Annotated in this window: 9 protein-coding genes, 1 tRNA gene and 1 pseudogene; 9 read left to right on the top strand and 2 right to left on the bottom strand. The window is 37.2% G+C overall.

Annotated elements, in window-relative coordinates; genetic code table 11:
* Positions 1-214: 214 nt before the first annotated feature.
* The 7 genes and pseudogenes from GUU89_RS02170 (at position 215) to GUU89_RS02140 (ending at position 11,181) form a co-directional block, all read left to right on the top strand.
* On the top strand, positions 215-3,262 hold the full coding sequence (locus tag GUU89_RS02170; protein ID WP_162126390.1) for a SusC/RagA family TonB-linked outer membrane protein: 3,048 nt from the start codon (positions 215-217) through the stop codon (positions 3,260-3,262).
* A 45-nt stretch (positions 3,263-3,307) separates the two neighbouring features.
* On the top strand, positions 3,308-4,768 hold the full coding sequence (locus tag GUU89_RS02165) for a RagB/SusD family nutrient uptake outer membrane protein (RefSeq protein ID WP_162126389.1): 1,461 nt from the start codon (positions 3,308-3,310) through the stop codon (positions 4,766-4,768).
* A 12-nt stretch (positions 4,769-4,780) separates the two neighbouring features.
* Entirely contained in the window at positions 4,781-5,548 is a 768-nt protein-coding gene (locus tag GUU89_RS02160) for a PKD domain-containing protein (protein ID WP_162126388.1), read from the top strand.
* A gap of 47 nt (positions 5,549-5,595) precedes the next feature.
* Positions 5,596-6,381 carry a hypothetical protein gene (locus GUU89_RS02155; RefSeq protein WP_162126387.1) on the top strand — a complete coding sequence of 262 codons (786 nt, stop codon included), beginning with the start codon at positions 5,596-5,598 and terminating at the stop codon, positions 6,379-6,381.
* Positions 6,382-6,392: 11 nt separating this feature from the next.
* Positions 6,393-8,042: a glycoside hydrolase family 16 protein gene (locus GUU89_RS02150; protein WP_162126386.1), complete on the top strand. Its 1,650-nt coding sequence runs from the start codon at positions 6,393-6,395 to the stop codon at positions 8,040-8,042.
* A gap of 85 nt (positions 8,043-8,127) precedes the next feature.
* Positions 8,128-10,421, top strand: a pseudogene (gene bglX / locus GUU89_RS02145) (beta-glucosidase BglX).
* A gap of 1 nt (position 10,422) precedes the next feature.
* Positions 10,423-11,181 carry a glycoside hydrolase family 16 protein gene (locus GUU89_RS02140; protein WP_162126385.1) on the top strand — a complete coding sequence of 253 codons (759 nt, stop codon included), beginning with the start codon at positions 10,423-10,425 and terminating at the stop codon, positions 11,179-11,181.
* Between the two features lie 76 nt (positions 11,182-11,257).
* Here GUU89_RS02140 and GUU89_RS02135 read toward each other — a convergent pair.
* Positions 11,258-11,335, bottom strand: a tRNA-Val gene (locus GUU89_RS02135).
* Between the two features lie 69 nt (positions 11,336-11,404).
* Entirely contained in the window at positions 11,405-12,625 is a 1,221-nt protein-coding gene (locus GUU89_RS02130) for a bifunctional folylpolyglutamate synthase/dihydrofolate synthase (protein ID WP_162126384.1), read from the bottom strand.
* 130 nt (positions 12,626-12,755) lie between these two features.
* Here GUU89_RS02130 and GUU89_RS02125 point away from each other — a divergent pair, with 130 nt between their 5' ends.
* Positions 12,756-13,469 carry a MotA/TolQ/ExbB proton channel family protein gene (locus GUU89_RS02125; RefSeq protein WP_162128605.1) on the top strand — a complete coding sequence of 238 codons (714 nt, stop codon included), beginning with the start codon at positions 12,756-12,758 and terminating at the stop codon, positions 13,467-13,469.
* The gene (locus tag GUU89_RS02120; RefSeq protein ID WP_162126383.1) at positions 13,450-13,845 is read left to right on the top strand and encodes an ExbD/TolR family protein; all 396 of its coding nucleotides are present in this window, start codon (positions 13,450-13,452) and stop codon (positions 13,843-13,845) included. Before GUU89_RS02125 ends, GUU89_RS02120 begins: the two co-directional genes overlap by 20 nt.
* The last annotated feature ends 19 nt before the right edge of the window (positions 13,846-13,864 follow it).

Genomic DNA, 13,864 nt, shown 5'->3' with positions numbered 1-13,864 from the left:
CTATACAACAACGTTTGCGAATTTTTTTTTCAGTCTTTTTTTTCAGTAGGTTTAAGACTTAATTATTCTGTATTTAGTTATTTACAGCCTTTATTTTTATGATATTCTGAAATAGTTAACACTTTTTTTTCAGTGTATATTTTTTGTTGAGGTTGATTTTAATTTATTATTCAACCTTACGACTACTTTTATAAGTACAAAAACCAAATTAATTATGAAATCTAAATTATTACTATTTACGATTCTTTTTCTCTCTTGGACAGGATATTCACAATTTCTAGAAATTAGTGGAACGGTAATCGATGTTAAAACAAAAATTCCGCTGACTGGTGTTAATATTACAGTCAAAAATTCATCGAAAGGGACAATTACTGATTTTGACGGAAACTTCAAACTGCCCGGCGTGCCTAAAGGGGCTAAAGTTATTTTTAGTTATTTAGGTTACGACAGTTTTGAAGTAACAGTCACCAAAGATGACAACATTCAGGTGGGCCTAAAAGAAGATTCGAAGTCGCTTGACGAAGTTGTGGTTTTGGGGTACGGAACAAAAAAGAAAAGAGACTTGACCGGAGCTGTGGCGATTGTTTCCGCTAAAACTATCGAAGATTTAAAACCAATTAAAGTAGAACAGGCTTTGCAGGGAACGGTAGCGGGAGTTAATGTTACTTCGCAATCTGGTTCTCCAGGCGCCGGTTTAGATATCAGAATCAGAGGGGTTTCTTCCAATGGGAATAATGCACCTCTAGTTATTATTGACGGGTATGTAGGCGATTTGGGCATACTGAATCCTAATGATATTGAATCAATATCTATTCTTAAAGATGCTCAAGCAGCTATTTATGGAGCTTTGGGGGCTAATGGAATAATCAATGTGACTACTAAAAGCGGAAGAAAAAATTCTAAAGTAAAAGTTACATTTAACACTTATACAGGAACACAAGAGACTACTAAAAAACTTAATTTATTAAATGCTACAGAATATGCACTGCTGCTTAATGAAAGTTATGTTAATGGTGGTCAACCCTTACCTTATCCCAATGTTTCAGGACTAGGTTCCGGAACTAATTGGCAGAACGAAGTATTCAATAAAGCGCCAATCATTAGTAATGATTTTTCAATAAGCGGCGGTTCCGAAAAAATAACTTATGCCTTTAGTGGATCCGATTTAAAACAAGAAGGTATAATTGGCGGAGGGAAATCTGATTTTAAAAGAAGCACAGCTCGTTTGGCTTTAGGGGCTGATTTATCCAGTAAAATTAAAGTGCAATCCAATATTATTTACACTTATTTTGATAGAGATGCTTTAAATGAAAGTGGATTAGGTTCAGTTTTGTTCAATGCTATTAATGTACCATCCACATTATCGGTTTACAATGCAGACGGGGCTTACACTTTAGTGCCAAGTTCCACCGGTTATGGTATTGAAATCATCAATCCGTTGGCTCAAATTGAAAACACCTACAATGATTATAAATTCAGGAAATTAAATGGATCTTTTGCAATAGATTATGATGTTGTAAATCATTTTAAGCTAACCTCACGCATCGGGTTCAACAATGCTAATAGTAAGAGTAAAAGTTTTGCTAAAGAAGTAAATTACGGGGGAAAGGTTTTTGACGTTACCAGAAGCAGTGTTTCTCAAGGTGCAGTAAACGATAACGATTATACGTTTGATTTATACGGGGCCTACGAAAATATATTTGCCGAAAAGCATAAAGTAAAAGTAACTTTAGGAACTACTGTTTTCAGAGAATTTGGTTCGGGTCTTTTTGGAACCGGATATGATGTGCCTAATAATTCATGGGACTATGCTGATATTAGTTTAGCCACGGGTACCGGCGCTTCAGGCTCAAGAGATGTAAGTTCATATGCCTATGACGAAAGAAGATTATCCCATTTCGGCCGACTTGAGTACGACTATAAAGGAAAATATTTGTTCTCAGCTTTGATAAGGAGAGATGTTTCTACCAAATTTGGTCCGGACAATCGTGTTGCTTATTTCCCTTCTTTCACAGCCGGCTGGGTAATATCGGATGAATCCTTTTTCAAAAAATCTGACTATATCAATTTCTTAAAATTAAGAATGAGTTATGGTAAATTAGGAAACGACCGTATCGGCAATAATCGCTATGTGGGAAGCTTAAGTGGTGAGGCAACTTATGTTTTAAACGGCACTTTGGTGAATGGAGTTGCCGTTGGAGTCCTTCCAAATACCGCTATAAAATGGGAAGCCGATGAGAAATTTGATATTGGCTTAGATATGAAATTATGGAAAGAAAAAATTGATGTTACTCTTGATTATTTCAATGATACTCGAAATGATTTATTAATAGAAGGAACACCGGTATCCGGTATTTCAGGAGTATACGCACCAGGTTCGGGTGCACCTACTTACAATGCAGGTACTGTAAGAAATACAGGATTAGAGTTTTCTGTTAATTACAAGGATAATATTACCGATGATTTAAAATTTGGAATTGGATACAATATCACAACATTGAAAAATAAAGTGTTAGAAGTTAATAACGCTACCGGTTATCAAGAAGGAGGTGCTTTTGGAGTAGGGCAACCCGCTCCGGCCAGAATGGAAGTAGGTCATGCCATAGGCTATTTTTATGGCTTACAAGCAGCCGGTATTTTCCAAAATCAAGCCGAAATAGATGCGGCACCAAATCAAACTGCCTTAGGTTCGGCTACTTCACCAGGAGATATTCGTTTTAAAGATATTAATGGAGATGGAGTCATTACATTGGCTGACAGAACGGATTTAGGCAATCCAATTCCGGAAGTTACTATGGGGTTAAATATTAATTTCACCTACAAGAATTTTGATTTTATGGCTTACTCGTATGCTTCAATTGGTAATGAGATGGTGCGTAACTACGAAAGAACATTGGCCAATGTTAATCGATTGAATTATGTACTGGACCGCTGGACAGGAGAAGGAACCAGCAACAGTGTGCCTAGAGTTACGACTGCAGCTACTAACAATAATTTATTCTCCAGTTATTTTGTGGAAGATGCTTCTTTCTTAAGAATACAAAACGTGCAACTGGGGTATACTCTTCCTTCTAAGATTTCCGAAAAAATAGGGGTAAACAAAGTTAGACTATATACTTCGGTCAATAACCTATATACGTTCACCAAATACAGAGGTTTCGATCCGGCTGCTACCAATGGTTCAGCTATCGGAGGTGGAATTGATTATGGGTTTTATCCACAACCGAAAACGTTTATAGTGGGTCTTAATGTTAATTTTTAAACAAGTGATGATGAAAAAAATATATATAAAGTAGGTTTTGCCATAATGCTTTTGTTTACAATCAGTCTTTCTTGCACCGATGATTTCGTGGACAGAACTCCTGAATACTCTATCGATTCTGAAAACTATTTCAATTCTGAAGCCGATTACAAGAATGCATTAATTGCGGCTTATGATATGCTGCAGTCTTCCTATATCAATGTTTTAATGGGGGAAATTGCCTCAGATAATACCTTGTCAGGCGGAGAAAGTGCTAACGATGTCATCGGGATTCAACAGATTGATGAAATGACACACACTCCGGTAAACAGCAACTTGAAAGATTTATGGAACTGGATGTTTGCCGGTGTACAACGCGCTAATTATATCTTAGAATTTAAAGATAAAACTGATTTCGAAGGGAAAGAACAAATCATAGCCGAAGCCCGATTTTTGAGAGCATATTACCAGTTTGAGTTGGTAAAATGGTTTGGTCCAATTCCAATGAAAGGAGACGCACGATTCAAACTCAATGATGAAAAAAGTATTCCACGCTCTCCTGTTTCAGAAGTTTATGCTTCAATTCAGAGTGATTTGATTTTTGCAGTTGCTCATTTAAGTGCCGTGGCGCCTCAAACTGGAAGAGCCACCAAAGGAGCAGCACAAGCACTATTAGGGAAAGTGTATTTGTATCAAGATAAATTTGTGGATTCAGCCAATGTTTTAGATGAATTAATTACTTCTAATACTTATTCTTTGGTAACGGATTATAATTCTATTTTTGAAAATAATGGAGAAAATGGCTCCGAATCTGTTTTTGAAGTGCAATATTCTGATGCAGAAGGAGCCAGTTTTGGATGTCTTCAGTGTAGTGAAGGGAATGTAGCCGTAGGATTCAACGGAATTCGTAACTATTCCGGACCTCTCTTTGACTCGGGTTACAGTTTTAATGTACCAACACAAGAGGCTTATGATGCTTATGAAGTAGGAGATAAAAGAAGAGATGTCGCCATTCTAAATATTGAAACTTGGGCAGCTGCCAATACCTCATTCAACAATGGAGCCGGGGTTAGTTACGGAACAGGATACAAACATACCGGGTTCTATAATAGAAAATACTTAGCTCGTCAAGGGGATGCCAATTTAGGCGATCAGAATTTAACCAATCCTAACAATTACAGAGCGATTCGCTATGCGGATGTCTTATTAATGGCAGCAGAAGCTAACAACCGTGGAGGGATTGATGATGCCAAAGCGCGTTTTTATCTAAATCAAGTAAGACGAAGAGCCTTTGGTGATACCAACCACGATATCAGTTCGTCAGGCGGCGCTTTAACCGATTTTATTTTGGAAGAGAGAAGATTAGAATTAATGGGTGAAGGTCATCGCTTTTTTGATTTGGTGAGAACGGGAAGAGCCGCTCAAAAAATAGCAGGATTTTCTCCAAATAAGAACGAATTATTTCCATTGCCTATCGAAGAGATTCAGTTTTCAAACGGTAATTGGCAACAAAATCAAGGATATTAAAAAAACAGCAACATGAAAAAAATAGTAGTATTTATAAGTATTGGTCTTTTGATTTCGATATTGGGATGTTCAGAAGACAATAATGATGTAAATCTTGATAACATAGCTGCTCCAACAGGAATTTCAGCATTAATGACTATCAAGCAGGATAATTCAGGGGAGGTGACTTTTTTGCCTAAAGGAGAAGGCGTTACACAATATGAAATTTATTATGGAGACGGAACAACAGAACCGGGCTACGTTAATCCGGGCAACTCGATAAGTCATACTTATCCTGAAGGAGTCTATCAAGTAAAAATTGTTGGAGTAACCTTAAACGGAAAACGAACTGAAGTTATGCAGGAATTGACGGTTTCTTTTTTAGCACCAACTGATTTAGAGGTTTCAATTACAACCGGAACTAATTTAGCGGCCAATGTTTCGGCTAGTGCTAATTTAGAAACGTATTTTCAAGTATATTTTGGTGATGTTGCTAATGAAATTCCGGTAGATTTTATGGAAGGTGAAGTAATATCACATACGTATGCTACTTCCGGAACTTATACAATAACAGTTGTTGCGCTGAGCGGAGGTGCTGCAACAACAGTCTATACTCAAAGTGTTACGGTAACCAACTTATTACCGGCGCCAACCCCAACCACTCCATCATCAAATGTGATTTCAATGTTTAGTGATGCTTATACTAATGTTGCAGTTGACACTTGGAAAACGTCGTGGTCACAAGCCAATTTGGATGATATAACCATTAGTGGTAACGCTACCAAAAATATTCATCACTAAATTTTGTAGGTGTCGAAGCAACGACCTCTCCAATTAATGCTACAGCAATGACTTATTTTCATACGGATATTTTTTCTTCGGATTTTACAGAGTTTAAAGTTAAGTTAGTCGATTTTGGGGCTAATGGTATTTTTGGAGGAGGCGATGATGTTGAGCACGAAATTGCAATTCCCAGTCCGGCACAAAATACTTGGGTGAGTTTAGATTTACCTTTAAGTTCTTTCACGGGATTAACCACTCGAGCTCATATTGCCCAATTAATATATGTGGCTTCACCTTCAGGAAATAGTACTGTATATGTTGACAATGTTTACTTTTATAACACAGGGGGCGTACCTACTACAGCCGCCCCAACACCTGTGTTTTCACAAGCAAACGTAATTTCCATGTTTAGTAATGCCTATACCAATGTACCGGTTGATACCTGGTTAACAGTTTGGTCAGCAGGTAATTTAACTAACCTTCAAATTGCCGGAAATGACACTAAAAAATACACCAACTTAAACTTTGTCGGAGTGGAAACGGTTAATAATCAGATTAATGCCTCGGCTATGACTCATATTCATGTTGATGTATGGACACCCAATTTGACTGCTTTTAGAATAAAACTTGTTGATTTTGGTGCCAATGGTATTTATCAAGGTTCTCCGAATGATGATGTTGAACATGAATTATCTTTTACACCTACACAAGGCGGATGGAATAGCTACGATATTCCGTTAAGCAATTTTACAGGTTTAATTACCAAAAGTCATATTGCTCAGTTGATATTCTCAGGAAACCCCTCGGGTGCCGGAACAGTTTACATTGATAACGTATATTTTCACAACTAAAAAAAATTAAGATGAAAAAAATAATTTTAAATACCATATCACTCTTAGCGCTTGTTGTAATGATAAGTTGTCAAGAAGAGGATAATTCTTTCGGAGAAATTGATACACCAACCAATCTTCAGGTTACGGCAGATATTATTGGGAAGAATACTGCAAATCCTGATGGTGATGGTTCAGGAATGGTCAAGTTTACGGCTGTTGCGGATCATGCCATTTCTTATAAATATGTTTTCAGTGATGGTACTTCGGCCAATGCACCCAATGGAGTTTTTGAAAAACGATTTACACAAACAGGATTAAACACTTATACAATTACTGTAATTGCTTCAGGTAAAGGTGGTATTACTACCAGTACAATATTAGATGTTCAGGTGTTGAGTAATTTTACTGATGAAGAGGCTGTTCAGTTTTTAACAGGTGGCACCACCAAAAAGTGGTATTGGGCCGCAGCAGAACCGGGTCATCTTGGAGTAGGTCAAAATGATGCCGATGCAACTAAAAACTATTATGCCAATTATTACCAAGCAGGACCATTTGAAAAAGCAGGGTCAAGTGATAGCAGCTGTCTTTATGAGAATGTGATGACTTTTTCTTTAGACGGAATACAATTAAAATACGAATTAGATAACGGAGGACACACCTTCTTTAATACTGCTTTTGAGAGTGTTGTCGGAGGAAATGTAGGTAATGATTTTTGTTATAGTTATGATACCAGTGGGATAAAAACAGTAACGCTGAGTCCCTCAGAATCTGTTGTGGCGGCCAACAATATTCCGGGACAAACCCGAGGAACAGTGATGAACTTCTCCGATAACGGTTTTATGGGGTATTATATTGGTCAAAATTCATATGAAATATTATCAATAACCGAAAACAGAATGGTAGTTAGAGCTGTAATGGGAGGTAATCCAGCCTTGGCTTGGTATCATATTTTTACAACTTCTCCTCCTGTTCAAGATCCAATTACTGATTACACCAACTTGGTTTGGTCTGACGAGTTTAATACCGATGGAGCACCGGATGCCAGCAAATGGAGTTATGATATTGGTGCCGGAGGATGGGGAAATGGAGAAGCTCAGTATTATACCAACAGTTCAGATAATGCAGTGGTTCAGGGAGGAAATTTAAAAATTACAGCCAAAGCTCAGCTTTTCAGTGGGTCCAATTACACTTCGGCCCGATTGAAATCTGAGAATAAATTTGAGTTTACTTATGGTAAAATCGAATTCAGAGCGAAATTACCAACCGGTGGAGGGACTTGGCCTGCCTTATGGTTGTTGGGTGAAAATTATGCCACAAATGCCTGGCCGGGTTGCGGTGAAATTGATGTTATGGAACACAAAGGGAATGTGCCAAACGTTATACATGCCACATTACATTATCCCAACAATTCAGGAGGAAACGGAGTTACAAATACCACTACAATATCCAATGCATCCTCACAATTTCATGTGTATAAAGCAGTATGGACACCAAATTCTATAAAGTTCTATGTTGACGATAATTTGTATCATTCTTTTGCCAATAGTAATTCAGTCCCTTTTAATCATGACTTCTTTTTGATATTGAATGTTGCTATGGGAGGGTCATTTGGAGGAACAATAGATCCTGCTTTCACACAATCAAGTATGGAAGTTGACTATGTGAGAGTATACCAATAAAGTAATTCATTTTTCTTTTTTATTTCCTTGAAGGTCGGCAAAACTGACCTTCAAGGAAAGATTATTAATTTTTGAAACTATTTTAATGAAATTCAAACTAACTATACTTTACTTTTTCATAGTCACGGCCATGCTATTCAGCTGTTCACCAACACAGCAAATGGTCCTAGATAAGAGTAAAAAATCAAGTTTTGATGCTAGAGTCGATTCGGTTTTACACCTTATGACTCTTGAAGAAAAAGTGGGACAACTTAATCAATATAATGGTTTTTGGGATGTTACTGGTCCTACTCCAAAAGAAGGTCAGGCCGCTTTAAAATATGATCACTTAAAAAAAGGGTTAGTCGGTTCTATGCTCAATGTTAAAGGGGCAAAAGAAGTCAGAGCCATCCAAAAAATTGCTGTTGAGCAAACTCGGCTGGGTATCCCTTTGCTATTTGGATTTGATGTAATCCATGGTTATAAAACAATTAGTCCAATACCTTTAGCAGAAGCTGCGAGTTGGGATATGGAAGCCATCAGAAAATCGGCAGAAATTGCTGCTGAAGAATCGGCAGCTGTTGGGCTTAATTGGACATTTGCTCCAATGGTTGATATTTCAAGGGATGCCAGATGGGGTAGAGTTATGGAAGGTGCCGGAGAAGATACTTATTTAGGGAGTCAAATCGCTATTGCCAGAGTGAAAGGGTTTCAAGGAAATGATTTATCTTCTGTAAAGACAATTGCTGCTTGTGCCAAACACTTTGCCGGTTATGCTTTTGCCGAATCCGGACGAGATTATAATACTGTTGATCTAAGCGAAGCCACATTGCAAAATACGATATTACCTCCTTTTAAGGCGTGTGTTGAGGCCGATGTGAAGACTTTTATGAATTCTTTTAATGAATTGAACGGAGTTCCGGCTACGGGAAGTTCGTATTTACAACGAAAAATACTAAAGGGCGATTGGAATTTCAAAGGTTTTGTGGTCTCCGATTGGGGTTCTATCAATGAAATGATTGCACACGGCTATGCCAAAGACAGCAAAGATGCCGCCGAAATTGCAATGAATGCCGGATCGGATATGGATATGGAATCTTATGCTTATGTAGAACATTTGGCAGCCTCGGTCAAAGAAGGGAAAGTCGAAGAAGCTCAAATTAATGATGCCGTTAAACGAATTCTCAGAGTGAAATTTGAATTAGGTCTTTTTGATAATCCCTATAAATATTGCGACGAAGTTAGAGAAAAGGCTACAGTAGGCAAAGCAGAATTTCAGGAAGGGGTTTTAGATATCGCCAAGAAATCAATAGTGCTTTTAAAAAATGAAAACGAAGTATTACCATTAGCTAAATCAGGTTTGAAAATTGCATTGATTGGCGCTTTGGCTGCTGATAAAACAAGTCCTTTAGGAAGCTGGCGCATTGGTGCCGATGACGATACCGCTGTTTCCGTTTTAGAAGGGATGAAGCAATATAAAGGCAATCAACTGATTTATGCGAAAGGAGCTGATGTAACCGTAGGCACTACAAAGTTTGTGAGTGAGTTACATATTAACACCACCGATAAATCCGGTTTTCAGGAAGCAATAGATTTAGCCAAACAATCCGATGTAGTGATTATGGTTTTAGGCGAACACGGACTACAAACCGGTGAGGGAAGAAGTCGAACAGATTTGGGATTGCCGGGGGTGCAACAAGCACTTTTGGAAACTATTTTTAAAGTAAATAAAAAAGTGATCTTAGTTTTAAATAATGGTAGACCTTTGGCTTTGCCTTGGGCCGCTGAAAATATTCCGGCTATTGTTGAAGCATGGCAATTGGGAACACAAAGTGGGAATGCTATAGCGCAAGTTCTCTATGGCGATTATAATCCAAGCGGAAAATTACCCATGACTTTCCCGAGAAATGTGGGACAAGTACCTATTTATTACAATTACAAAAACACAGGGCGACCAAGCAGTAATGAGCCGGGAAGTGTTTTTGGTCGCATTATTCCGATGAAAAAAACACGCCGCTTTATCCTTTCGGTTATGGATTGAGTTACACTAACTTCGAATATTCTAATTTGAAATTGAGTGCTGATTCCTTAACAAAAAAGGGTAAAATTATTGCCTCTGTTACAATAAAGAACACAGGTAATAAAACAGGAAAAGAAGTAGTACAATTGTACATTAGGGATATGATAGGAAGTTTGACACGACCGGTAAAAGAACTGAAAGCGTTTGAAATGATTGAGTTAAAAGCCAATGAACAAAAAACAGTTCAATTCACTATTGGTGAAAAAATGCTCGAATTTTACACAGCTAATAACAAATGGGAAGTAGAGTCCGGTGATTTCAAAGTATTTGTAGGAGGTAATTCTGTAGAAACATTAGAAACTAATTTTAAAGTAGAGTAACATGATAAAGTATGTTTTTATACTGTTGTTTTCTATAGGTTGTTTTGGACAGTCGAATCAAAGAAAATTGATTTGGCAGGAAGATTTTAACGGAAAAGAACTAAACAATAATACTTGGAATTTTGAAATGGGAGATGGTTGTCCTGAGGTATGCGGTTGGGGAAATAATGAAAAGCAAGTTTATACCCAAAACAATCATACCCTTGTTGAGGGTAATCTAATCATAACCATTAATAAAGAAGGAGATAAATATACCTCTACTAGAATTACCACGGCTGGAAAAAAAGAGTTCATGTATGGCAGGATAGAAGTCAGAGCTAAAATTCCAACCGGAAAAGGAATATGGCCTGCATTTTGGATGCTGGGTTCTAATATTAAAAAGGTAGGTTGGCCGCTATGTGGAGAAATCGATATTTTAGAATATGTTGGTCGGGAGCCGAATAAAGTTTTTACCTCTCTACACACTCAAGCCAGTCACGGTAATACCATCAATACTAAAGTAACCGAAATAAAAACGATTGAAGAAGGCTTTCATGTATATGCTATCGACTGGACAAAAGATAAAATTGAATTTTTTGTTGACCAACAATCGGTTTATGTATTTGCTCCTGAAGTCAAAAATGAAATTACTTGGCCTTATAATCAGCCTTTTTATTTTATTGTTAATACCGCCGTTGGAGGAAACTTTGGGGGGCATGATATTGATGATACTATATTTCCGCAAGAATTTGTTATTGATTATATCAAAGTATATCAATAATTTTTCAGTTACTATTTTATTCAAAACAGATAAAAATAAAAAACTCCTTAATTGCTTAAGGAGTTTTTTTTAACGGTGGTGGGCGATGAGGGATTCGAACCCCCGACCCTCTCGGTGTAAACGAGATGCTCTGAACCAACTGAGCTAATCGCCCGTCTTGCGCTTGATTGCGAGTGCAAATATAGACTACTTTTTTGATTCTGCAAATTAAAATGAAAAAAAATTATAAAATTTCTGCAACCACAAATGTACTTCCGCCTACATAAATAAAGTCGTTTGACGTGGCGTTTTCTCTACTGTTGTCATAAGCCTTTGAAACAGAATTATATATTTCGCCTTTAAGTTCGAAGTCTTTGGCTTTTTCTTTTAAAATTTGAGCATCTAATCCGCGAGAAATATTTGGTCTGCAAAAATAATATTTTGCTTCTTTGGGAAATAATGGCAGAATTTCTTCCAGATTTTTGTCGTTTACTACGCCTAATACGATGTGCAGTTGGTCAAATTTTTCTTTTTGCAGTTGTTTCATCACAATGGAAATGCCATGGGCGTTGTGTGCTGTATCGCAAATGATTTTCGGATTACTGCTTAATTGTTGCCATCTTCCTTGGAGTCGGGTGTTTTTAATCACATTCAAAAAACCATCTTTAATAGCGTCTTCTGAAATGGAAAGCAATTGTTTTTGATTCAGAACCTTTATCGTTTGCAATACGGTTTTCTTATTTTGTGTTTGATAATCACCCAGCAATGCCGAGGGATAGGTTTCGGAAATTAAATCGGAAGCAAAGTATATTTCAGAATTTGTTTCTTTGGCTTTTGTTTCAAAAACAGGTTTGGTTTCTGCTACATATTCGCCAATGACAACAGGAATATTCGGTTTAATGATACCGGCCTTTTCAAAAGCAATGGCTTCCAACGTAGTGCCAAGAAATTGGGTATGATCCAATCCGATATTAGTAATTACAGAAACCAATGGCGTGATGATGTTGGTGGAATCTAATCGCCCTCCCATGCCCACTTCAATGATATTGATGTCGGTTTGTTCTTTGACAAAATAATCGAAGGCTAAACCCACGGTCATTTCAAAAAAACTCAATTCGTGGGTTTCAAAAAAGGGTTTGTTTTTATTCATGAAATCACAAACATAGTCTTCAGAAATATATGTTCCGTTAATGCTGATGCGCTCCCGATAGTCTTTTAAATGCGGAGAGGTATACAATCCAACTTTATAGCCGGCTTCTTGTAAAACCGAAGCAAGCAGGTGGGAAGTAGAGCCTTTGCCATTGGTTCCGGCTACATGAATACATCTCAAATGGCGTTCAGGATTTTCTAAGTGATTGGCTAACAAAACGGTGTTGGTAATATCCTTGCGATAAGCCGTGGCGCCTTGTGTTTGGTACATTGGCAATTTGTTAAACATCCAATCTAGGGTTTCTTTATAGTTCATAATTTTCGGAAAAAATTAACCAACCGTTATACTTTTTTATCTTTTTTTTCGTTTATATTGTCAGGCGTATTCAAGGGATACAAAATTGAAATTATTTTCAGAATTAATAGCCAAAAAACAGATAAATATGATTAGTACATTTTTGCAGTTACAAGTTGATACCCTAGCACAAGCTATTCCTTCAGCGGCTCCAACCAATGCTGCTTTAACCAATGAAGTTTCAGTTTTAGAATTTATTTTTAAAGGAGGGCTTTTCTTAATTCCGATTGCCATTTTATTATTCTACACTCTTTACCTCATTTTTGAACGCTATTTGTATATTCACAAAGCGGCCAAAATCGATACCCATTTGATGTCGGATGTGCGCAATCATTTAAATAATGCTAATATTGAAATGGCAGTATCTTCGGCTGAAAGAAGCGGTAATGCTCAAGGAACTATCATTAAAGAAGGTGTGCTTACCATTGGAAGACACATCAACGAAATCGAATCTAATATGGAGCGTGCTGCTAATATTGAAATTGGCTATATGGAAAAGAGATTGGGTCAATTGGGTTTAATTGCCGGAATTGCTCCTACACTAGGATTCATCGGAACGATTTCGGGAGTTATTAAAATTTTCTACAGCATTTCAGTAACAGAAGATATCAGTATCGGAAATATTTCCGGTGGACTTTATGAAAAAATGATTAGTAGTGGTGCCGGGCTTATTGTTGGTATTATTGCCTATAGTGCTTACCACTTATTCAATGGGAAAATTGATAATTTTTCGTTGGCAATTCAAAAGCAAGTATTAGAATTCATCAACATAATTCAAAGACCAAATGGCTATAAAGCGAAATAAACGATTTCATGCAGAAGTCGCTACTTCCTCTTTGAGCGACATTATGTTCTTTTTGTTGTTGTTTTTCTTAATCATTTCGACATTAGCCAATCCTAATGTTATTCGAATGACCTTGCCAAAGTCGAAAACGAATGAAAAGACCAACAAGCAATTAATCACGCTTTCGGTAACGGAAGAGAAGCGATTTTTTGTGGATAAAGAAGAAGTGGGTTTTGACCAATTAGAAGCCACATTGTTGTCAAAAATGAATCCGGCAAAAGACCTGACGGTAATTATTAGAATTCCGGCCACAATGCAAGTCCAGGATTTGGTTGACGTGTTGCAAATAGGAGTGAAGAACAAGCTCAAGTTTGTGATTGCTACCAGTCCTAAATAAAATTTAAACTAAAAATAAT

This window comes from Flavobacterium phycosphaerae, assembly GCF_010119235.1.
Taxonomy (GTDB): Bacteria; Bacteroidota; Bacteroidia; order Flavobacteriales; family Flavobacteriaceae; genus Flavobacterium; species Flavobacterium phycosphaerae.
Note: the sequence above shows the minus strand (reverse complement) of the source record. Positions and strands in the feature narration are given on the sequence as shown.